Below are 22,049 nucleotides of genomic sequence, written 5' to 3'. Positions count from 1 at the left end.
GACATTGGGAGATCGTCACCGGCCGTGCGGTGTCCATCCGGACGAGGACCCACGAGGATCGCTCCACCACCGGGGGGATGGTGGGCATGTATGGAGTGATCCTCGACCCGTCGACGTGATGGACACGCCCGGCGGCACCGTCGCGCCACGTGGGGGGATCGTGCGCGGTGGCGCCGTCCGGGGCGCCTGGATGGTCAGTCCGTGAACGCCATTCGCGCGCACGCCGTGTCGAGATCGATGACGTCGGCGTACTTGGCGTCGAGGTCGAACAGATTCGCGTCGTGCACCGCGGGGTTGCGATCCCCACAGGCATCGGCGACGACCTTCGGGATGAACCCGTGCTGCATGGCGTCGGTGGCACTCGCACGCACACACCCCGAGGTCGAGACGCCGGCGACGAACACCGAGTCGACGCCGTTGGCGACCAGTGTTGCCGCGACCGACGTGCCGAAGAACGCCGAGGCGTACTGCTTGACCACGACGACCTCGCCCGCTTGCGGACGCAGCGGCTCGACGAACTCACCCAGGCCGTCCGGATGACCGGCCTCGAGGACACCCAGTGCGGGCACCTTCCGGACGAAGACACCGCCGTCGGCGAGGCCGGGCGTGTACTCCACCCGCGTGTGGACGATCAGGATGCCCGCACGGCGAGCGGCCTCCAGGAGCGTGGCGCACCGGTCGACCACCTCCGGATCGGGAAGGCAGAACGGCGATCCCGGCCGGAAGTAGGCCTCGATCATGTCGATCATCAGCAGCGCGGGCCGGGAACCCCAGCCCAGCGCGCCACCGAATCCCGCCTTCGCGTAGTCGGCGGCGATGCCGTCCGCGTCGGTGACCGTGTTCCCGTGATCGCTCACGCGACGACCTCCACCTTCTGTTCGCACGCTTCCAGGAGAGCCTGCTCGCTGAGTTCGGCCCGCGGCAGTTCTGCCACGACCTCTCCATGGTGCAGGACGAGGACACGGTGGCAGATCGCCGCGAGTTGCTCGTGATCACCGGAGAACACCAGGACCGACGCACCGTCGGCGGCGAGGTCGGCGACCCGGTCCAACAGCTGACGTGACGCACCGGCGTCGACGCCCTGGGTGGGCTCGTCGAGCAGGAGCACGGTCGGGTCGAGGTGCAGCCACTTGGACAGCACGATCTTCTGCTGGTTGCCGCCGCTGAACTGGCGGATCGGCCAATGCGGTTGCGCCGGAACGGCACCCGACTCCTCGACGAGGTCGATCGCCGTCGACCGCTCCTTGCGCCAGTTGGTCGCGACACCGAACTTGGTGAACGAGCCCAGGCTCGGCAGCGTGACGTTCTCGGCGGCCGAGGCGTCGAGCCAGACACCGTCTCGATGACGGTTGCCCGGGACCAGCGCCAGGCCGGCGGCAATGGCGGCCCGGGGTCGGTTCGGTTCGACTGTGGTGCCGTCGACGGTGACCGTGCCACCGGTGCGCGGCAGCTTGCCGGCCAGGACCAGCGGCAGTTCTTCGTGACCCATGCCGGCCAGGCCGGTGAACCCGACGATCTCGCCCTTCTCGACGGTGACCGAGAGATCCTTCACCACACCGCCACTCACGTTCTCCAGCACGAGCTGTGCAGGTGTGGCACCGGCGCGTTCCGGCGGATCCGGGTAGTAGTCCGTCAGCCGCCGGCCGAGGATGTCGGCGACCAGGTCCGAACGGGTGAGTCCCGCGGTGGACCGGGTGAGAACCCGCTTGCCGTCCCGCAGCACGGTGACGGAGTCGCAGTCGTCGAGCACCTCGCTGAGCCGGTGGCTGACGAAGATGACGCTCGAACCCAGTTCGGCGACACTGCGCATCATGGCGGTGACCTGTGCCGCCTCGCTGTGCGACAGCGACGCCGTCGGTTCGTCGAGAATGAACAGGTGGCCGTCGTGCCCGTCACCGAGCGCGCGAACCGCTCGGACCAGACCGACGAGCGCACGCTGCGCCGGGCTGAGGTCGGCGACCAAGGTGTTGAGCGGCAGTTCGATGCCGAGACGTTCGGCGATCTCGCGGCAGGCCTTGGCCTCCTGGCGATCACGCACCCAGCCGAAGCCACGGGTGCCGTAACCGGTTGCGACGCCGATGTTCTCGAGCACCGTCATCTCCGGGGCGAGACCCAGGTCCTGATGGATGACGGCGATGCCGTGCTCGGCCGGGTTGCGCACCGGCAGGTCGAGCTCGCGACCGAACAGACGCACCCGACCGCTGTCCGGCCGGTAGTAGCCGGCCAGGCACTTGATCATCGTCGACTTGCCACTGCCGTTCTGTCCGCACAGGGCGTGAACCTCGCCGCGCTTGACCTCCCAGTCGAGCGGGTGCAGCGCGTAGTTGCCGTCGAACTGCTTCGACAGACCCTCGATCTGCAGTGCGGGACCCGCGGTACCGCCCCCTCCCCGACCCGGGAGGGTGGCGGCCGCCGACTCCGGCGTCATCACGCGGCTCCGCGACGCTTGCCGACGAGCTTGGCGAGGGCGACGGCGATCATCAGTGCCAGACCGTTGAACAGCGGGCTGACCCACGATGCCGCGCCGGCCAGCTGGAGGCCGGTGATGCCGACGACCAGGAGGTAGACCGCGACGAGGGTGCCGATCGCGTTGAAGCGGCCGACGGTGATCGCGGTGGCACCGAGGAACGTCGCGGCGAACGGGGCCAGGAGGTACTGGCTGCCGATACCGGGATCGATCGCGCCGAGGTTGCCGACCAGGATGATGCCGATCAGGGCACCGGCCACACCCGAGACCACGTAGGTGATCGTGCGGATACGTGCCACCGAGATACCCGCCAGCAGAGCGGCATCACGGTTGCCGCCGATGAACAGCATGTAGCGGCCCATCGGGGTGCGCTGGTACACGAACCACAGCACGGCCACGAGCAGCCAGCCGTACCAGGTGGTCATCGGCAGGCCCAGGAGCTTGGCCCGCGAGAGCTCCACGTAGAAGTCCGGGACGCCGGTGACGATCTTGGAACCCGTGATGGCGTATCCGATGCCCGAGAGGGCGGTGAACATACCGAGTGTCGTGATGAACGAGTCCACCCCGACCTTCACGACCAGAAGGGCGTTGATCAGGCCGACGATGAGCCCGACCGCCAGAGCAGCCGGGATCACCGCGGCCGGCGAGTACCCGTTGGTCGACATGACCGCGACCACACACGCACTGGTGACCATGACGCCCGGGATGGCGAGGTCGAAGTCACCGGTCCGCAGCGCCAGGGTCGCGGCCAGCGCGAGGAGCAGGATGATCGCCTGCGAGTTGACCATCGCCGAGACGATGCCCGTCGACCGGAACTCGGGCAGGAAGACGGCGCACAGCGCGAACGCGAGCACCAGGAGTCCTACCAGCGCATAGCGTTCCACGAACGATGTGCTCTGGCGGGCTTTTGTGGAGCCGGCCACCGATTCGGTCGGTGACTTCTGGATCGCCGGTGGGCGTGAGGGGGGCGCCGCAACGGTGCCGAGGTCATTGCTCATGATGTCTCCGTGTGTGTGCCGCGGGCATGCTCAGCCCGCGCGCGGATCAGTTCTTGGACCAGGCCTCTTTGAACGAGTTCTGGAAATCCTTGTAATTGGGGTTCACCTCGGCGTTCGAGCCGCCGATGTTGGTCTCGTCCACCAGACGGGTGGGGATGACGATGCCCGAGGGCTGGGCGCCGGTGACCGCGCGCACCGCGTTGTCGACCATCACCCAGCCGAGCCACGCCTCCGGCGGGGCCGCCATGGTGACGTCCTGGCCCTTGCCCGAGCGGATCGAGTCGAGGCTGGTCGCGATGCCGTCGCGGCCGAGGATCTTGGCGTCGGGGTTGGTCATGGCGACGGTCGGCTCGACGAAGGTGACGCCCGAGTCCCAGTTGGTCATCACGTAGGTGGTGTCCGGGTTGCGCTTCATCGCCGTCTCGACCTTCTGGGGGAGGTCGGTCGCGGCGTTGGCCAGGTCGATCTCCTGGATGTCCAGCGAGCAGTCGTCCGGGCAGTTCTCGCGGTAGACCTTCTCGGCTCCATTGGCCATGTTCTGGTAGATCTCGATCGCGGTCGGCTGCGCGAAGAACGTCGACGCCGAGCAGTTGGAGTCGACCAGCGTCCATGCGGCGAGGGAGGCGCCGTCGGCGGTGTAGTCGGCGCTCACGTTCGCGAAGACGCCGTTGGCCAGCGGGGCCGATGCGTCACCCGACAGGGCGTTGATGACCGGGATGCCCGCGCGCGCAGCGTCGTTGAGCGAGCCGGACAGCATGGCCGGCTCGATGCCCAGCAGGACGATCGCGTCGGCCTTCTGTGCGATGGCCTGCGCCATGCCCTCGTTGAACTTGTTCGTCTGGCCCTGGCCGTCGTACACGGTGGCCTTGACGCCGGCGGCGGCCGCGGCCTCGTTGAAGCCCTCGGCGGCAGCGGAGGTGAACTGGTTGGTGACAACCATGATCATCCAGATGTTCTTGCCCTTGGCGGCGGCGAGATCGAGCGGGGCCTCCGGCACGATCAGCGGGGTGGCCTCGCGGGCCTTGTCGACGATGGCGCCGGCGGCCTGGGTGCAGGCGTTGCTGACCTTCTCACCGGACGCGCTCGAGCCGTTGTCGGCGGTTGCGCTGGTACAGCCCGCGAGCAGGGCGCCTGCGGCGACCGTCGTGAGCATCCAGGATGCTGTCTTCTTCATCGGTTCTCCTCGAAAGTGTTGTGCAGAGCGTGGTTCGGGGCTGGGGCTCAGTGCTCGCGCAGCAGGGTGCCGAACCCGTGGATCTGGTCGGTGACGCCGTTGGAACGCAGCGCGTGCCACCAGGTGGCCGCATTGATGGCGATGACGGGCTTGCCCAGCCAGCGCTCGGCCTCGTCGGCGAGGCCGACCATGGACAGGTTGGTGCCGACCTGGACGATGGCGTCGACGTCGGGGCCGTTGACCTCCAGGATCGCCTGTCGCAGTTCGTCTTCGCTGACGCGGGCGATGTCCACCGCGGAGGGGCAGCGCAGTCCCTTGAGGTTGACCACGTCGTAGCCGGCCTCGGAGAGGAAGAGCCGCACGTTCTCGTCGGCGATCGGCTGGTACGGGGTGACCACGCCGAGACGCTTGGCGCCGAACAGGTCGAGTCCGCGGCGCACGGCGTCGGCACCGGTGGCGACCTTCAGGCCGGAGAAGCTCTCGAGCTGTTCGGTGAACTGCCGGTTGCCTTCGACACCGCCCCAGAAGGTCTCGGCGGACATGCCCATCACGAGGTAGTCGGGGTCGCAGGTCAACACGCGCTCGCATGCGGCATTGATCTCGGCGCGAATCTGCTCGAGCAGACCCTCGAAGTCCTCGTTGCTGGTCAGGGTTTGGTCGCGGATGTGGATGCGGCCGACGTGAGGCGTCACGCCGGGCACCGTCATCCGGTAGTAGTCCGGCTCGACGACCGTGTTCGTCGAGGGGGCGAGCACGCCAAAGACGTTGCGGTAGCCAAGAACGTCAACCATGGATCTCCTTCGGGAAAACTGCACACAATCCGGGGTTCTCGGGGGATTTTGTGTACATGGGGGGTCGTGGCAGATCACTGCTTCGCGTCAAACCATATGGCAGGACCACGGGCAAAGAGTAGCCCAGATCGCGTCGATTAACAGGGTATTTACCAACGAGTTGGGCCCAGATTCGGCGTCGGAGAGCCCTAAAACGCTGTTTAGCAGCGTTAAGAGAACTTGGACGGTTGTATACATGTCCATTGCGCAGTCGGCCGTCGACGGTCATACTGAGCAGGCAGCCCAACCAGGAAGATCACGCTGCGCCCCGAGCCGGGAAACAACCGGTGGGGCAAGCACACAGAGGAGTAGCCATGGCCAGTCAACGAACCGTCCTCACGCTGGACGACGCCGAGGCCGTGATCGCGGCGGCGCGTGCGAAGGCAGCCGAGATCTCGGTGCCGATGGCGCTCGTCGTCGTCGATCACGCCGGACAGCAGATCGCCTCGCAGCGGATGGACGACAGCCCGCTGATGGGGCTGAGCATGGCCGGCGGAAAGGCCTACACCGCAGTCGGTATGGGCCAGCCGACCTCCATGTGGGAAGAGGCGGGCTCCGCCAACGCCTCGTTCGCCGGGTCGATCACCAGCGTCCCGGGGTTCACCCCCTTCGGCGGCGGCGTCCCGCTGCACATCGACGGTGTGCTGGTCGGCGCCCTCGGCGTCAGCGGTGGATCGACGGAGCAGGACGTCACGGTGGCCGACGCAGGCGCCACCGCCCTCGGTCGCTGACGCGGCCCCCCAGAACTTCAGTGTCAAACAGCAACGGAAAGAGGAAATCTGACATGGGTACTTTTGACGGGCAGATCGCCTTCATCACCGGCGGCGCACGCGGCCAGGGCCGCTCGCACGCCGTCCACCTCGCCAGCCTGGGCGCCGACATCGTCATCGTCGACTCCGTCAAGGACAACGTGACGACCCCCTACGGGATGGCCACGCAGGCCGACCTGGACGAGACCGTCCGCCTCATCGAGGCCGAGGGCCGCAAGGCGTACGCCCGCGTCGTCGATGTCCGGGACCTCGACGGTCTCATCGCCTTCGCCGACGAGATCGTCGAGCGCTTCGGCAAGATCGACATCCTCCTGGCCAACGCCGGCATCATGACCGCCGTCCCGATCGCCGAGATGAGCGGCGAGGTGTGGGCCGAGACCGTCGACATCAACCTGACCGGTGTCTTCAACTCGTTCCGCGCCGTTCTGCCCCACATGGTCAAGGCCGGCTACGGACGCGTCGTCGCCACCTCGTCGGGCGGCGGCCACATCGGCTTCAACAACCTGGCCCACTACTGCGCCGCCAAGTGGGGCGTCATCGGTCTGGTCAAGTCGGCAGCCCTCGAGGTCGCCCAGAGCGGCGTCACCGTCAACGCCGTCACCCCGACCAACGTCAACACCGACATGATCCGCAACGACGCGTGCGAGGCACTCTTCCTGCCGGGCATCGAGAACCCGACCCAGGAGCAGATCGAAGAGGCCTACGTCATCAACCCGATGGGTGTCCCGTGGATCGAGCCCATCGACGTCTCGCGCACCATCGCCTTCCTCGTCTCCCCCGAGTCGAAGTTCATCACCGGTGAGACCATCGGCCCCCTGGCCGGTTCGGGTGCCACCAACGGCGCTGCCTGACATCTCGTTTCCCGCACAGAGCCCCTCGAGCGATCTGCTCGAGGGGCTCTGTCGTATCTGGGCCGACCGTGCCGTGACACGCACCGGAGCACCGGATGCATTGCGCGGCTTGTGGATCTGGCATCCCGGTCCGGAGACACGAGAACGCCCCGGCGGGTGGCCGGGGCGTTGTCGTTCGTGTACCGCTGTCGCCGGGAGGGGTGGCGGCAGTGGTCAGTTCGCGGGCTGACGCTTCGCGCGCTCGGCGAGCTCGGCGTCGGTGTACCAGGTCTTGCGCGGCGGCGACTTGATCTCGAGCTGGATGGAGTCCTCGAGGGCCTCGCTCATGTGCGGGACGCCGCGCGGGTGCAGCCAGACGTCGCCGGCCTCGGCGATGAACTCCTCCTCGCCGATGACGACGCGCATCTTGCCGCGCAGCAGGTAACCGATCGACTCGTGGTCGTCGTGCTGGTGGGTGGGATCGATCATTCCCTTGCCCTTGAACGCCTCGACGAAGATCATCTCCTCGCCGACCATCAGCGCGCGAACGGTGAGCTCGCCGTCCTCGACGGTGTCCTCGATCAGGCTCACCGGGTCGGCAGGGATGTCGGAGTTCTTGGTGAACAGGCGCCCGCTGGGCTTGATCATCCGGTCTTCTGGGTCAATTGCCATGTCTGTCTCCTTGAGTCAGTGGTTCAGGGGAGGTCGGGTCCCGATGGTCAGGACCACATCCACAGGTCGGCGCCCTTGGTCCCGAGGAAGGAGCCGATGGACACGCGTCCCTCGCCTTCCGTGGCGCCGGCAGCGATCTTGTGGGGGTTGCGGGGGTTGAACAGCACCACTTCTCCGACCTTGGGTGCGAAGGTGAAGCTCTCGATCGAGTCGTCGGTCTCCACCGAGCCGTCGGGGAGGCCGCGTGCCGGATCCTCACCTTCGGCGGGCACCCACGGCTTGTTGTAGACGGTGGTCTCGCCGCCCACGGACGGGCACTGCGTGTAGAGGTTCCAGGTGATCTGGTCCTCGATGCCGCCGATGGCCCAGTCCGGGGAGTTGTACGGTGCGTAGTCGGCGTGCAGGTGGACGCCGTTGGACGCGATGCGGACGACCACCGGGCAGTAGTCCCCGTAGTCGGGCTCGGACGGGACGAGGACGTCACCCGGGTGGTGCGCGCCGATCAGGTCGCGGAAGCGCTGGGGAACGTCGAACGACTGCTTGTACAGCTTCTCCTGCGCCGCAACGGCTTCGGGGACTGCGTCGAAGAACTCCTGCTTGCGTCCGCCGTCCTGGCGGTATTCGTACATGACCAGGCCGAGGTAGTGGGTCGGGGTGGCGACGCTGTACGACTTCAGGTCGGGTGAGTCGTACACCGCCTTGGTGAACGCGGCGCACTCCTCGGCATCGGCGAAGTTCTCGATGCGGATGGCGGGGATCTCGTTGCGGATCAGGGCCGCGAGCGACTCGGGGCTCAGCTCGGCCGCAGTGCTCTGCTTCCATGCAGACATTGGACGTTCCTTTCTAGCGCTCTATTGCATACTTTCGTTCGCAGACACGTCCGGGAACGGCGCAGATCCTTAGCATTGCATACAACTGCCGGTCCGTGGTTGCTTCTGCGTTACGTCTTGTCCCGGATTGTCAGATGACGCCCGACGTCCGGAGTTCGTCGATGTCGGAGGGGGTACGGGAGAGGACGTCGCCGAGGACCTCGGCGGTGTGCTCACCGAGCTCCGGTCCCAGCCAGCGGATCGTGCCCGGCGTCGACGACAGCTTCGGGGCCACGTTCTGGACCGGGAAGTCGCCGAAGACCTTGTGCTGCAGCGTGACGATGGCCTCACGTGCGGCGAAGTGCGGATCTGCCAGCATGTCCTTGGCCTGGTAGATACGGCCGGCGGGCACGCCCTTCTCCTCGAGCAGGGCCAGGAGATCGTCGGACTGCTGACGGCGGGTCCACTCGGCGATGCGGTCGTCGAGCTCGACCTGGTTGGCGCCCCGTTCGGCATGGTTGTGGTACCGCGGATCGTCGGCGAGTTCGGGCTCGCCCATCGCCTCCGCGAGGCGGCGGAAGACGGTGTCCTGGTTCGCCGCGATCAGGATGCTCGAGTCGTCGGCGGTGGGATAGACGTTGCTGGGTGCGACATTCGGCAGAATCGAGCCGGTGCGCTCCCGCTGGTAACCGGTCAGCTGGTACTCCGGCACGGTCGATTCCATCAGGGACAGCACTGCCTCGTAGATGGCGGAGTCGACGATCTGGCCACGGCCGGTCCGGCGCACCCCGTGGAGTGCGGTCAGTGCACCGATGGTCGCGAAGACGGCTGCGAGCGAGTCGCCGATGGAGATGCCGGTCCGGCTCGGAAGGCTGTCGGGATCGCCGGTGATGTAACGCAATCCACCCATCGCCTCGCCGATCGAACCGTAACCGGCCCGCGGCGCATACGGCCCCGTCTGGCCGTAACCGGTGACCCGCACCATGATCAGCTTCGGGTTGAGCGCACTGAGCTCCTCGTAGCTCAGACCCCAGCGCTCCAGCGTGCCCGGACGGAAGTTCTCGATGAGGATGTCGGCGGTCGCGATCAGGTCGCGGGCGATCTGCTGGCCTTCCGGGGTCCGCAGGTTGCAGGTCACCGACTTCTTGTTCCGGCCGACGACAGGCCACCAGAGTGACTGTCCCTGAGCGCTTTTGCGGCCCCACTGACGCATCGGGTCACCACGGCCCGGATCCTCCAGCTTGATGACCTCGGCGCCGAAATCGGCGAGCAGCTGGCCGCAGAACGGTCCGGCCAGGAGCTGGCCCATCTCGACGACGCGCAGATCGGACAGCGGTCCGACCTGGTCGTGCTCGGGGGCGGTCTGAATGGTCTCGTTGCTCATCTCGTACTTCCTGTTCGTTGGGAGCCCGATGCGCCGGGCCGGATGGATGTATGCGTCATCGCCACCACACGCAGGGGTTTGCGCGGGCGCTCTGGATGAAGAAGGGGTCACCGGGCCGTCGACGGCCCGTTGTTCGCAAGCGGTATGTGGTCTGTCGGGGTGGGTTCCGGATGTTCTCCGGGTCGGTCTGGATACGTCGGTGTGGCGTCAGGCGAGGATGGCGCCGATGCCGTCACGGGTGTTGTCTGCACCGATGGTCGGGTTGCTCATCGCGCCCAGCATCGCGGTGCGGGCGTTGTGCAGGTGGCAGCGCATGACCGCCTCCACCCAGTCGGAGTTGCCGGCCCGGACCGCCGCGACGATCTCGAAATGATGAGAAAGGCTGCGCGACAGGCTGTCTTCGGTGAAGTGCTGGTAGTTGCGGGTCGCCAAGGAGATGTGCCGGACCGACGTCAGCGTCGCCTCGAGCTGCAGACTCTCGGCCTTCTCGATCAACGTCGCATGGAACTTGCGGTTCAACCGGGCGATCTCGCTGAAGTCACGATCTCCACCGGGGCGGCCGTGCTCGTGCATACGAACGGCGAGTTCTTCGAGTTCGTCGATCTCGTCGTCGTTCAGCCGGCCCACCGCTTTGCCGGTGGCCACCGGCTCGAGAAGCAAACGGAGATCGAAGATCTCGTTCAGCCTGGCCTCCGACCAGGTCGCCACGCGGGCGCCCTTGTTCGGGGACATCTCGACCAGACCCTCGACGGCCAATCGCGACAGCGCTTCTCGCACCGGCGTACGACTGACCTCGAGGATCTCGGCCAGTTCGACCTCGGCGAGCCGATCACCCGGTTTCCATCGACCTTCGAGGATCTTCGCGCGGAGGAGATCCGTGGCGCGCTGTGATGCCTGAGACACTCTTACCTCCTAGATTGCATACATGTTAGCCCGGCGACAGTCGGCCTACAACCGAAAACTCGTTAATTACTGGAACTTCTTACGTAATGGACACATGACGTCCGTCCACTTGCATACATTCTGCGGCTGGGGGAACATCCGGGCATGGCAAACAACACGGCGTCCGAGCAGCCGGACACAGTCATGCCCCACACCCCGTCCTCCGTAACCTCCTCGTCGATCACCCCCGAGTCGGTCACCATCGTCGAGGTATCGCCCCGCGACGGCCTGCAGAACGAGGCGACGCTCCTGCCGACCGAGACCAAACTCGAACTCATCGATCATCTGGTGGCAGCGGGTCTCCGTCGAATCGAAGCGACGAGTTTCGTCCATCCCAAGCGGGTCCCGCAGATGGCCGATGCCGAGGCGGTCTCCGCTGCCCTGCCGCGCGGCGAGGTCTCCTGGATCGGATTGGTCCTGAACGAGCGCGGACTCGATCGCGCCATCGCGGCCGGTCTCGACGAGGTCAACATCGTGGTCGTCGCGTCGGACACCTTCAGCCGGCGCAACCAGGGAACCAGCACCGACGAGGGCGTCGACCTGTGGAATCGTCTCGCCAAGCGGGCATCGGATGCGGGCCTGAAGACCACCGTGACCATCGCCGCCGCCTTCGGCTGCCCGTTCGAGGGCGAGGTTCCCGTCGAGCGGGTGGCCGACCTGCTCCGACGGTGCAGCGATGTACAGCCCGATGAGATCGCCCTGGCCGACACGATCGGCGTCGGAGTTCCGGCACAGGTCGTCGCACTCGCCGACGCAGCCCGCCGGGAAGCCCCCGGGATGCCGCTGCGCTGGCACTTCCACAACACACGGAACACCGGCTATGCCAACGCTCTCACTGCGCTGCAGCTCGGGGCGTCGGCCCTCGACGCGAGCCTCGGCGGTATCGGCGGATGCCCGTTCGCCCCGGCCGCGACGGGCAACATCGCCACCGAGGACCTCTGGTACCTCCTCGACCGCAGCGGATGCGACACCGGCGTCGACCCGTCCGTACTCATCGACGGCGCCCGCCGGCTCGGCGAGATGCTCGGGACGACGGTGCCGGGCCAGCTGTCCCGCGCGGGCCTGTTTCCCCCGGCCGAACTCCCGTCCGCCTGATCCGATCCCGGTTCGAGAAAGAGGAAAGACCATGGCACGAGGCCTCTACATCGCCTTCACCCATCCGCGCGACGATTCCGTCGAGGACGAGTTCAACGAGTGGTACACCACCCATCACCTTCCGGAAATACTTGCAACGGAAGGCGTCACGAGCGCGGTGCGATACAAGTCGACCGATCCCGAGGCCACCCACCGGTACATGGCTGCCTACACGCTCGACGGTGATCTCCCCGAGATCGTCGCCCGGATCCATGCCGACGCGGGCAACCGGACGCCGACCACCGCCTCGCGCACCGACCCGGGCTCGGAGTTCCGTCTGTTCGAGTTCATCGAGGAGCAGCACGCCGAGTAAGGCCCCGAAACCCGTGTAACCGGGTGAAACGCGTTGTATGCCCCGTATTCTGGGGCGATGGAAACCCTCGTGACCGCGGTCGTCGTCGACGATCACCCGTTCTTCCGGGACGGGGTGTCGCGGGGTCTCACGCAAAGCGGTCGGGTGCGGGTGGTCGGCGAGGCCGCTGACGGCGCCGCCGGCCTCGAACTCATCCGGCGCGAGAATCCCGACGTCGCCGTCGTCGACCATCAGATGCCGGGGATGACCGGTGTCGAGCTGGCCCACGCGGTCACCCGCGACAAGCTGCCGACGCGTGTCCTCCTGCTGTCCGCGGTCACCGAGGGACCCATCGTCTTCCGGGCGCTGCAGGAGGGCGCCGCCGGTTACCTGTCGAAGGATGCCGACCGCGACGAGATCGTCGGCGCGGTGACCAGGGTCGCCAAGGGCGAGACCGTGGTACCCCCGGGGCTCGCGGCCGGCCTGGCCGGGGAGATTAGAGCCCAGACCCAGCGGGATGCACCGGCCCTGAGTGAACGCGAACGGCAGGTCCTCGCCGGTTTCGCACGCGGACAGTCGATTCCGCAGGTCGCCGCCGAGTTGTACATCGGGGCCGCGACCGTGAAGACCCACACCCAGCGTCTCTACGAGAAGCTCGGGGTCTCCGACCGTGCCGCCGCGGTGGCCGAGGCGATGCGTCGTGGCCTTCTCGAGTAACCGGCGGGTGATGCGCAACTCCGACGTCGAGATCGCCGGTCTGACCGTCTATCTAGGCTTCGGCGAGTTCGCCGACGAGCCGCGCATCCACCGAATCCTCGTCGACCACGCGATCCGCGGAATCCGGATCCAGGTGCTCCTGCGACTCTTCCTGGCACTCTTCGTGCTCCTGACGGTCTGCCTGGATCCGCCCGACCATGCGGCTGTGTTCAGTGTCGTCACCGCCGTTCTCTATGCGGCCTGGTGTGTCGCCGGAGCCGTCGTGGCCCGGAGCCACCAGTCCTGGATGGTCCGCTACTCGTGGATCGCGTTGCCGATCGACCTTCTGCTGCTGACGATCCTGGCTGTCGTCGCCGGTATGTCCAACGAGGTCAGCTGGACCACCGATGCGCTGATCGCCGGCTTCGCTCTGGTCCCGATGATCGCGGCCATCTCGCTGCAGCCGCGCCTCTGTGCAATGGTCGTGGCGTCGACGGTGGTGGTCTACGCGGTCGCCAACGTCCTCGCCCGGGACTCGAACGGCGAGCCCTGGTCGATCATCGTGTTGCGCATCCTCGTGGTCGCAGCTCTCGCGGTCGGGGCGGTCCTGTTGTCCCGCCTACAACGATCCCGGGTGACTACCATCGGATCACTCGCCGCCGAACGCGCCCGACTCCTCGACGCGACGATGGAGATCGAGGAGCGCGAACGCCGTGACCTCGCCGACAGCCTCCACGACGGCGCACTCCAATATGTGCTCGCCGCACGGCAAGAGCTTGCGACACTGCGGGGCTCGGCCGATCCCGTGACCCTGGACCGGGTCGACGGCGCCCTGCGCGACTCGGCACGGTTGCTCCGCTCGACCCTGAGCGAACTGCATCCCGCGGTCCTCGAACAGGCCGGGCTCGCCGTCGCACTGACCGACCTCGCGTCGTCGTACGGCAGCCGCGCGGGCGCACCGTCGATCTCGGTGGACACCGCCGCCTGGCCGACCGAGCTGCGCACCACCGCCGACTCGCTGCTGTTCGCCGCGGCACGCGAGCTGCTCACCAACGTGGTCAAACACGCGGACGCCGACACCGCGGAGGTCACGGCCGAGTTCGACGACGGGGTCGCGCGATTGGTCGTCGTCGACGACGGTGTCGGACTCCCCGACGAGATCGAGGTGGAGGAACTGATGCGTCGTCGCCAGGCCGCCGGCCACATCGGCCTGGCCTCGCGGCGAGTACGTATCGAGGGGGTCGGCGGTGCGTTCTCCCTGCAGAACCGGCCCGGCGGTGGGACCGCCGTCGTGGTCGAGGTGCCCGCGCGCGAGGTCTGACCCCGGCCCGCCGAAAAGCGCCCCCGATAAGAGCCCTGTGCAGCGGCCTCGCTGTCACCATGTCGTCGGCCGGGCTGTGGAGGGTGCATTGCGGGGGCCGATCCCAGGGGCGGTTTTCAGCGCCGGTCTGGGCTTGTGTCCACCGATCGGTGGATGCGGCAATCCACCGGTGCATCACCCGGTCGGCGGAATCCGGGCGGGGTGTTTTCCGAGGAAAGTCATTGGTGTCACCGGGACAGCCCGGAACAACCACACAAAGACCCTCACCAGAGACTCGGAGAACCCCATGAAGATCGCGTCCCGCATCGCAGCCGGAACCCTCGGACTCGCCGCAGCCGCCGGCATCGCACTCGGTGCCTCCGGAGCAGCCCACGCCGGCACCATGCCGATCACCCGCCCGGGAGAGCCGACGGTCGCGATGACGATCACCAACCACACCGACAAGCCCGAGTACCTGATCGGCAGCAACGCCGACGGCGGCCAGTGGGTGAACGCACCGAAGAAGGTCCTCTACCCCGGTGCCACCGAAACCATCACGGCCGTCGCACCGTTCAACAATCACCTCGACGTCAACGCGATGTACCGCATCGGCCTCTTCGGCCCCACCGCCAACTACCAGCTCACCAACCACAAGTTCAACGTGAACACCGACATGAGCGGTATCTGGGGCCCCCGGTCGCAGCAGTACTGGATGAACAGCAACATCGACACCGGCTTCCCGCAAGCCAATGTCGGATTCGACCAGTGGTGAGTGGAGGACGCCTGCTGATCACTGGAAACACCACAGGCCCCGTGACCGAGAGGTCGCGGGGCCTGCGGTGGTGTCGGACAAGCTCAACCGGCACGGAGAACAGGCTCGGCGGGAGAGCACTCAGTCGGGGGACGGTCCGGGGACGCGGATGATGCTGATCATTCCGTTGGGTTCGACGTAGGCGCGTTCGACCGACGCGAGCTCGTCGACCCCGTGCAACCTCAACTGGGACATTACCTCGTCGTAGGTCATGAACTCGCGCAACATCACCTTTCGGTTCAATGTGCCGTCCTCGATGAGAGGGCGCGGCCTGGCCTTCACCCAGCCGGCGATACGCGGGAACCGATAGGCGAGCGCGTCGAGGCTGACGCTCCAGAACAGAACGGTCGCGACAAGTATCGTGCCGTCGGACACCGAGGAGATACGGCTGCCCTGCAGCCCGGCCGCGGCCGCCTCGGACATCAACACCACCAGCAGCACATCGGTCAGACCCAGTCCACCTGATTCCCGCTGCCCCACCACGCGCATCAGGACGAACACCACGAAGAACGTCACGGTCCCGCGGACGATCGACTCCTCGACCGGCACCGAGAAACCGAAGATCGACGACCAGTTCACCGCAGCTCCCTTCTGCCGCCCCGGCCCTCGTGTACGGCGTGTCGCAGAAGTACCTACGTGATGTTGGTGCCAAACACCCGACGCAGCACGACGGACCCGCGACCGACCAGGTCGCGGGTCCGTGCAAACGCGTTGCGTCGAATCAGGCCGACATCACGGGAAGAGGTTCTCCAGCGAGCCGAAGCCACCGGCGTCATCCGTGGCCTTGAAGTTCGTGGTGCAGCCGTTGAACGAGACATTGTCGATGTTCACGGTCCCGGTGCTGTCCGTTGGCTGGCTCGAGATGCCGTAGTGGTCGACGACCGCGTCGTCACCGGCAGCCTGGATGAGCTGAGCCAGGGTTGCGGTCTGAGCCCGCGGGATACCGGGGAGGTTTCGCGTCGCCCACCACTGGTCGGAATCGGTCGCGTCGGCCAACGTCTTGCCCTCGGGGGCGGCCCAGACCAGAGTCGCGAAGCCGTTACCCTGACCGGTCTCTGCTCCGGTCACGCGGATCTGCCAGTTCGCCTGGCCCGCCGACTTGTGGAATGTCAGCGGCTTCTTGGCCACGTCAGCGAGCGGCAACTGGCCTGCGGCGTGATAGGAGGCCTGTCGCGGCGTGGTCGCGGTGGTCACGAACTGCAGCGAACCGTCCTCGTCGTTGACGTTGACGTCGGAGTACTTTCCGGCCTGCCCCTCCTCGTCGGAGAACTCATTTCCCCAGCCGGCGGTGTTACCCGGCGTAGAGACCTTTGCGCAATTGTTCTCGTCCACCGGTGCGGCATTTGCCACGCCAGGTGCGATGAGTCCCGCGATTCCGAGAGCTGCGCCGACAGTGGTTGCACGAATGAGATTACGTTTCATGTGTTTCCCGACCTCCATTTATTTCGATTTATGGACATCGGCGAACGTAACAAACGAAAACAAGGGCTACCACCCCTTTTGAGGAACACATCACACAATTGAAATTGGTGAATTGCCGATCGAATAACATCGATTCGCGACAACTCGGACAGAGCACCCGACCCTCACATTGTGCTTACGTAGGTATGAATTGCGCCCTTAGGTGGGTATGAATCGAATTCTTTCTTGGGGATGAAATCGCGAAATCAGCTGTATCCCGCGGCCCGTAATGCGGCCATCAATTCCGAGCGCGAACCCGCATCCAAACGGCGTCGGATACGGGATACATGGTGCTCCACGGTTTTCGCCGAGATGAACAAGCGGGCCCCGATCTCCCGGTAGGTGAAACCCTGCAACAGTTCACGTGCGACCTCGGCCTCGCGTTCGGTCAGCAGGCCGTCGACGGGGCGGGGGCGGCGACGATCGGCGTCGACCGACCGGGCCGTCTCCAGCAGGCCCGCCGACCTGCCCGGGTCGTCGGTGCGTAGCGCCGCGATCCCCGCCAAACGGCTTGCCTCCCAGGTCAGTCCACGCAACCGAAGGGCAGCCACCGCGGCGGCCACCTGCGCGTCGTCGACGCTGCCGACCGGCTCGAAGGTGAGCGCCATCCAGGTGCGGGCAGCCGCCACGAGGCCCGAGGCGGTCTCGTTGCTCCCGGCAACTCCCTGGAGCAGTCGTTGACGCTCGGTTGCGAGCTCGGCATCGCGAGCGATGACCGCCGCCTGGACTCCGGCGAAATGCCACGGTGCCGCCCAGGTCACCGGATTGCCCACTGATTCGAGCAACCGATCGGCCGCGCTGATGTGCCGGTCGATCGACGCCGTGACGTCCAGTCGTGCAGCGGCCTGCCAGAACTCGGCGAGGGACTGCAGGAGATAGAGGTCGATCTCGGTCGCGGCGAGCAGCGCCGGCGCTTCGGGCCACAGCGCGGCGAGTGCCGAGGTGTCGCCGTTGCGGCGCCCGTGGCCGAGGCGGACGGCATGCGCCCGCAATCGGTCGGCTGCCCCGGCGGGCTCCTCGGTCGGCAGCAGACGAATGACCGCATCGAGGTCCCCGCTGGTCAGCGCGATCTCGGCATCGAGCAGAGCTCCTGCGGCGGAGTCACCCGCAGCTTTCCGAAGCGCGCGGGCCGCGTCGAGGTCACCGCTGTTCAGCGCCAGTGCGGTCGCGGCGTGCAGGGTCCTCCCGATCGAGGGATCGCGCCCGCCCGGAACGGCCGACGTGAGCCCGCGGACCACGAGACCGACCGCGTCGCCACCGTCTTCGTGGTCGGCGCACACCGACGCGAGCAGGCCCCGGACCGCCCGTGACCGTATTGCTCGGGCACCCACCGGCGGGCGCCCCGCATCAGCGGCGGCGACCGCCGCGGCAGATGCCCTGTCCCCGACCGCCACCAACGCCGTGACGGCCGAAAGGGATTCGGCCGCAATGTTGTCGGGACCGAGCCAACGGTAGAGATCAGCTGCGTGAGAACCGAGACCACGCTGGGCCGCGACGAGGGCCGCGATCCCCACCCAGTGTTCGATCCCCTTCTCCGTGGGTCGAGCCGACTCGAGCCGGAGGTCCGCGACCTCGCCCGCGCCGTCGACATCACCGGAAACCAAGGCGCGCTGGGCCATCAGGAGGCGGACGTCGTCACGCCCCGGTTCCAGACGATCGGCGGCACGGAGCAGGACCACCGCGCGTGCCGCCGTGGCATCAGCCGCACCGGCGAGCAGGGTGTCGACCAGACGCGGGTCCTCGATCCCCGCTTCCGCTGCGTGCAACGCGTCGTCGACGGTCAGTTCACTTGCCCGCAGACGCACCGCCACCGACGTACGGCGGAGCTGGTCGAGCCGCCGGTTTCCGACAACCGCGCGTAGCGGATCACCTGCCGCGGAAACGAATACGTCGGCACCGCGCAGCAGGCCGGTCCCCCGCGCACGGTCGAGTGCCTCGACCGCTGCCTCGTACGGGACGTCGAGCGTCTCGGCGAGGCTCCCCGGGTCCAACGGCGCCCGCAGCGAAGCGAGGGCCAGGACGGACAGTGTCGTCGGGTCGAGGCCCCGGAGCAGACGATGGTGACGGTCGCGCGCCACGCGCTCGACTATCACCAGCTCGTCGACGGTCTCTCCGGGCACCGCTGCCGCCGCTTCCTCCCGGATCGAGAGCAACGCAGCGGTCACGACGTTGCGCGCACCACCGCAGCGTCGTCGGATCAGCGACGCGGTCGCCGGCGTGAGCGTGAGACCGGTACGAGCCGCCTGAACGAGTACGTCCGCCGTGCTCATCGTGCCGAGCTCGAGGACCGCGCCCGAGCGGCGGGCGAGGTCGAGCACCGCGCGAAGGGCCGGGTCGGTTTCCCGTGGTTCGGTCGTCGCGATCAGACCGATGGTTCCGGCGTCGATCATCGTCGCCATCCGCGCGACGAGGTCACCCGGCCAGGTGTGGAGGTCGTCGGCCAGCACCAGCGTCGGGCCGACCGTGTCGCCACCGGCCGGCATGCCGACGCTGACCGGGATGTCGACTTCGCGCAACCGCTCGTGCACGACGTTCAGCAGCGCACTGCGTCCGCTTCCCGGGATGCCGACGACAACCGCGCAGAGCGGGAACCTCGTGCGCGCACGGCCGAGGATGTCGTCGACCCAGGTCGACGCGGGATCCCGGCGATCACCGCTGGTCGGGGTGGGCGAGACAGTCGCCCGCCCGGCCTCAGCAGACGACACGGGTGACGCCACACAGGACCTGACCGGTGCCGTCGAGAATCCGGCCGGGCACCTGCAGGACACCGCCCGAGCGGCCCCCGCCTCCGCCCCCGGTGCTCGGCTGCTCGGAGACATCCGGGCTCGGTTGCGGATCGGGCACGGGCGCGGGAACCGAATCGACGGGCGCCGGCGCAGGAGGCGGGGCCGCCGGTGCGGGGGCCTGTCCACCGGTCGAGGGTGCCTGACCGCCGCGGGGCGCGCTGGTGGTTCCCGGGGCCGAGGTACCCGCCGGGGCGGCCGCGGTCGATCGTCGCGGGGCCGGGGTTCCCGTACCGGTGCCGGTTCCCGCGGCCCGCGTACCCGTGCCGGTGGCGGCGGCCCGGGTTCCGGTAGCGGCCTCGGTGACGGTCGGCGCCGGTCGGCCGGGTTTCCCCGGAGTCGCGTCGACCGTCGTCACTGCACCGGCGGGAGGCGGCGTCGCCTCGCCGGTGGACCCGACGAGACCCGTCCCCACCGACAGTCCGGTCGCCGAGACCAGCACCAACGCCGCGGCGCCCGCCGTGATCAGGATTCCACGCCGACGCCGGGACAGACGCGGCGCCGGAGTCGCGACCGGAGTACTGGGCGCCGGCTCGATCTCGCGCAGCGGACGTTCCCCCGGCAACGGTCCGAGCGCCTGCCCCGGGATCTCCGTGGTCGGTTCGAGCGCGGCGGAGGCACGCGCGCCGAGCGCGGCGATACCGAGCAGTGCACCGCCGGCCGCTGACGCCGAACCGGGTTGGGGGTCGAGGAGGACCGGCATGCGCAGGGTTGCCGACATCACCTCGGTGACGAGTGGGATCGACGCGCCCCCGCCGCCGAGAACGATCGCCGTCACCGGGCTCGGGCGTCCTCCCGGTTGGTCTGCCCCCGCACTCGCGAGGGCCTCGCGGATCAGCGCCACCGATTCCGCGATCGGTCCCCGGACCAACTCCTCGACGTCGTCGCGAACGAGTCGGGCGACGGTGGTCGCCTCCCCCACCCGGACGTCGACGACCGCGTCGGTGTCGACCGACAGGGCTTCCTTGGCTGCTCGGCACTCGGTGCGGAGCCGGGTCAGATCGTCGAGGACCGCCGAGGCTCGACCGGGGTCGGCGAGTTCGGCGTCGACACCGGTGACCCGCAGCGTGTGCGCCAGCAGCAGCCGGTCGAACTCGTTTCCGCTGACCGAGTCGAGGCGCAACGGCCGACTCACCACACGGGGTTCGTCGCCGGTGGCGAGCACGGTGACGGTCAGCGCCGATGCGCCGAGGTCGTAGCCGATCACGAGGCCCTCGCCGAGGGCACCCTCGCTGTGTTCGACGGCGGCCAGCGTCGCGCGCGACTCCCGCACCCAGCTGATCTCGCCCGTCTGCAGGTCGTCCCGCTCGAGGAGGGCAGCGTGGGCTTCGTCGACGGCCTGCGACGTCCACGTGTCCGGATGCACGACGGCCAGGTGATCGACCGGATCGGCGAGGTCGAGTCGGGTGAGGAGCGCGGCGACCGCCTCGGCGTGGATCTGTGCGGCGGGTCGGCTCCGTCCGCGGTCGTCGAGCACCGGTACCGGATCGCCGACGCGGTCCAGGAAGTCGCCGGAACCCACCAGGCCGGTGGTCTCGACGGAGAGCGAGTTCTCCCACGAGTGTTCGGTGGCGACGACCGCGACACTGTTCGCGCTCCCGACCTTCACACCGATCGTGATGCCCATGTCGGTCAGCTCCTGTTCCCACCCGCGGGGTGGTCGATGGCGATCACCGTCCGGCCACTCGCGCGGCGTGGGTGTTCGTCTGATGGCGCGTGCCGCGGCCGATGCGGGCGCTGCACGTCACAGAGTGTGTCGCGGGCCATGACCCGGCCGTTAGCGTTTCGGCCGCGATTAGGGGAAAACTCCCTGCCCCCTACCGGTGCACGGAGACTCCCGGGTCGATCCCCCGTTCACCGGGTCCGTGACAGGACTAGGGATTTGCCCCGATGTCCCGGAGCCCACCGCTGCCTAGCGTCGAACTCGACACGGGATCGAACTGCGATCTCTCCGACGCAAGGAACGACGCCATGCCGACCAATGCGGTACTCGACTTCATCCTCGGTCTGCTCCGCGACGAGGACGCGTTCAACACCTACTGCGGTGACCCCCAGGCCGCGATCGACCGCGCCGGGCTCACCGGGATCACGCCCGCCCACATCTCGGCCGCGGCGCCGCTCGTCGCCGACTCCGGCCTGGCTGCCGGCGGCGCTGCCGGTGGTGGCCTGGGCGGTGCCATCGGTGCCGGCGGCGGAGCGATCGGCGGGGCCGTCGGCGGTGGCGCCGGGGGCGGTATCGGGTTCGGTCTCGGTGGGCTGGGCCTCGGTGACGTCGATCTCGGTGGCATCAACGTCGGGGGTGGTGGCCTCGACCTCGGCGGGGTGAACCTCGGCGGAATCGGACTGGGCGGAATCGGATTGGGCGACTTCGACTTCGGCGGTCTCCTCGGCGGTATCGGGCTCGGGGATGTCGACCTGTCCGGCCTCTCTCTCGCCGACCTGGACCTCGGCGGTATCGCCTTCGGTGATCTCGACCTGGCCGGTCAGCTGGCCGTCGCTCTCGGTGCGGCCCTGTCCGCCGGGCTGGGCGCGGGGGGCGCGGTGGCGGCACAGTTCGGCGCCACGCTGGGTGCTGCCCTCGACTCCCTGGTCGCCGGTAGCCTCGAACTCGGTGCGGGCGCCGGACCGCTGATCGCCGGTGCGCTCGCCGGCGCGATCGATGCCGACGGTGCGCTGGCCGGTCAGCTCGGCGCATC

21 protein-coding genes are annotated in these 22,049 nt (G+C 67.9%); 8 read left to right on the top strand and 13 right to left on the bottom strand.

What is annotated here, in order from left to right; translation table 11 throughout:
* Window positions 1-194: 194 nt before the first annotated feature.
* From GONAM_RS17090 to GONAM_RS17070, 5 genes are read right to left on the bottom strand one after another with little or no spacing between them, the layout of a single operon-like run.
* On the bottom strand, window positions 195-857 hold the full coding sequence (locus GONAM_RS17090; RefSeq protein WP_006868012.1) for an isochorismatase family protein: 663 nt from the start codon (window positions 855-857) through the stop codon (window positions 195-197).
* Window positions 854-2,428, bottom strand: a complete 1,575-nt coding sequence (locus GONAM_RS17085; RefSeq protein WP_006868011.1) for a sugar ABC transporter ATP-binding protein — start codon at window positions 2,426-2,428, stop codon at window positions 854-856. The genes GONAM_RS17090 and GONAM_RS17085 overlap by 4 nt, the downstream gene beginning before the upstream one ends.
* Window positions 2,428-3,465 carry an ABC transporter permease gene (locus GONAM_RS17080; RefSeq protein WP_006868010.1) on the bottom strand — a complete coding sequence of 346 codons (1,038 nt, stop codon included), beginning with the start codon at window positions 3,463-3,465 and terminating at the stop codon, window positions 2,428-2,430. The genes GONAM_RS17085 and GONAM_RS17080 overlap by 1 nt, the downstream gene beginning before the upstream one ends.
* A gap of 46 nt (window positions 3,466-3,511) precedes the next feature.
* A complete protein-coding gene (locus GONAM_RS17075) occupies window positions 3,512-4,639 on the bottom strand; it encodes a substrate-binding domain-containing protein (protein WP_006868009.1) in 1,128 nt (375 codons plus the stop codon).
* A 47-nt stretch (window positions 4,640-4,686) separates the two neighbouring features.
* Window positions 4,687-5,430: a maleate cis-trans isomerase family protein gene (locus GONAM_RS17070; protein ID WP_006868008.1), complete on the bottom strand. Its 744-nt coding sequence runs from the start codon at window positions 5,428-5,430 to the stop codon at window positions 4,687-4,689.
* Between the two features lie 353 nt (window positions 5,431-5,783).
* On the opposite strand from GONAM_RS17070, the gene GONAM_RS17065 reads away from it, so the two are divergent.
* Window positions 5,784-6,200: a GlcG/HbpS family heme-binding protein gene (locus GONAM_RS17065; protein WP_006868007.1), complete on the top strand. Its 417-nt coding sequence runs from the start codon at window positions 5,784-5,786 to the stop codon at window positions 6,198-6,200.
* A 53-nt stretch (window positions 6,201-6,253) separates the two neighbouring features.
* Window positions 6,254-7,090, top strand: a complete 837-nt coding sequence (locus GONAM_RS17060) for a mycofactocin-coupled SDR family oxidoreductase (RefSeq protein WP_006868006.1) — start codon at window positions 6,254-6,256, stop codon at window positions 7,088-7,090.
* Between the two features lie 213 nt (window positions 7,091-7,303).
* Here GONAM_RS17060 and GONAM_RS17055 read toward each other — a convergent pair whose 3' ends face one another.
* The 4 genes from GONAM_RS17055 to GONAM_RS17040 all read right to left on the bottom strand — a co-directional run bounded on the left by GONAM_RS17055 (window position 7,304) and on the right by GONAM_RS17040 (window position 10,837).
* Window positions 7,304-7,741: a cupin domain-containing protein gene (locus GONAM_RS17055; protein ID WP_006868005.1), complete on the bottom strand. Its 438-nt coding sequence runs from the start codon at window positions 7,739-7,741 to the stop codon at window positions 7,304-7,306.
* Between the two features lie 47 nt (window positions 7,742-7,788).
* The gene (locus GONAM_RS17050) at window positions 7,789-8,571 is read right to left on the bottom strand and encodes a 2OG-Fe(II)-dependent halogenase WelO5 family protein (protein WP_006868004.1); all 783 of its coding nucleotides are present in this window, start codon (window positions 8,569-8,571) and stop codon (window positions 7,789-7,791) included.
* A gap of 130 nt (window positions 8,572-8,701) precedes the next feature.
* Entirely contained in the window at window positions 8,702-9,934 is a 1,233-nt protein-coding gene (locus GONAM_RS17045; protein ID WP_006868003.1) for a CaiB/BaiF CoA transferase family protein, read from the bottom strand.
* A 207-nt stretch (window positions 9,935-10,141) separates the two neighbouring features.
* Window positions 10,142-10,837, bottom strand: coding sequence for a GntR family transcriptional regulator (locus GONAM_RS17040; protein ID WP_006868002.1), 696 nt, complete (start codon window positions 10,835-10,837; stop codon window positions 10,142-10,144).
* A gap of 183 nt (window positions 10,838-11,020) precedes the next feature.
* Between GONAM_RS17040 and GONAM_RS17035 the strand changes: the two genes are divergently transcribed.
* The 5 genes from GONAM_RS17035 to GONAM_RS17015 all read left to right on the top strand — a co-directional run bounded on the left by GONAM_RS17035 (window position 11,021) and on the right by GONAM_RS17015 (window position 15,070).
* Window positions 11,021-11,971, top strand: a complete 951-nt coding sequence (locus tag GONAM_RS17035) for a hydroxymethylglutaryl-CoA lyase (RefSeq protein WP_051992597.1) — start codon at window positions 11,021-11,023, stop codon at window positions 11,969-11,971.
* A gap of 31 nt (window positions 11,972-12,002) precedes the next feature.
* Window positions 12,003-12,323: a DUF4286 family protein gene (locus GONAM_RS17030; RefSeq protein WP_006868000.1), complete on the top strand. Its 321-nt coding sequence runs from the start codon at window positions 12,003-12,005 to the stop codon at window positions 12,321-12,323.
* A 57-nt stretch (window positions 12,324-12,380) separates the two neighbouring features.
* The gene (locus GONAM_RS17025) at window positions 12,381-13,019 is read left to right on the top strand and encodes a response regulator (RefSeq protein WP_006358886.1); all 639 of its coding nucleotides are present in this window, start codon (window positions 12,381-12,383) and stop codon (window positions 13,017-13,019) included.
* A gap of 10 nt (window positions 13,020-13,029) precedes the next feature.
* Entirely contained in the window at window positions 13,030-14,319 is a 1,290-nt protein-coding gene (locus tag GONAM_RS17020) for a sensor histidine kinase (protein ID WP_006867999.1), read from the top strand.
* A gap of 286 nt (window positions 14,320-14,605) precedes the next feature.
* On the top strand, window positions 14,606-15,070 hold the full coding sequence (locus tag GONAM_RS17015) for a hypothetical protein (protein ID WP_040536789.1): 465 nt from the start codon (window positions 14,606-14,608) through the stop codon (window positions 15,068-15,070).
* 120 nt (window positions 15,071-15,190) lie between these two features.
* Here GONAM_RS17015 and GONAM_RS17010 read toward each other — a convergent pair whose 3' ends face one another.
* From GONAM_RS17010 to GONAM_RS16995, 4 genes are all read right to left on the bottom strand, one after another.
* Entirely contained in the window at window positions 15,191-15,688 is a 498-nt protein-coding gene (locus tag GONAM_RS17010; protein ID WP_006867997.1) for a DUF421 domain-containing protein, read from the bottom strand.
* Between the two features lie 153 nt (window positions 15,689-15,841).
* Window positions 15,842-16,531 carry a hypothetical protein gene (locus GONAM_RS17005; RefSeq protein WP_040536799.1) on the bottom strand — a complete coding sequence of 230 codons (690 nt, stop codon included), beginning with the start codon at window positions 16,529-16,531 and terminating at the stop codon, window positions 15,842-15,844.
* Window positions 16,532-16,776: 245 nt separating this feature from the next.
* Window positions 16,777-19,275: a LuxR family transcriptional regulator gene (locus tag GONAM_RS23040; RefSeq protein WP_006867994.1), complete on the bottom strand. Its 2,499-nt coding sequence runs from the start codon at window positions 19,273-19,275 to the stop codon at window positions 16,777-16,779.
* Entirely contained in the window at window positions 19,262-20,980 is a 1,719-nt protein-coding gene (locus GONAM_RS16995) for an Hsp70 family protein (RefSeq protein WP_006867993.1), read from the bottom strand. The genes GONAM_RS23040 and GONAM_RS16995 overlap by 14 nt, the downstream gene beginning before the upstream one ends.
* Window positions 20,981-21,324: 344 nt before the next feature.
* On the opposite strand from GONAM_RS16995, the gene GONAM_RS16990 reads away from it, so the two are divergent.
* Window positions 21,325-22,049 (top strand): IniB N-terminal domain-containing protein (locus GONAM_RS16990; RefSeq protein ID WP_006867992.1); only part of this gene is annotated, 725 nt, incomplete at its 3' end.

It is taken from the genome of Gordonia namibiensis NBRC 108229 (assembly GCF_000298235.1).
Taxonomy (GTDB): domain Bacteria; phylum Actinomycetota; class Actinomycetes; order Mycobacteriales; family Mycobacteriaceae; genus Gordonia; species Gordonia namibiensis.
This window is presented reverse-complemented; position numbering and strand designations above follow the sequence as displayed.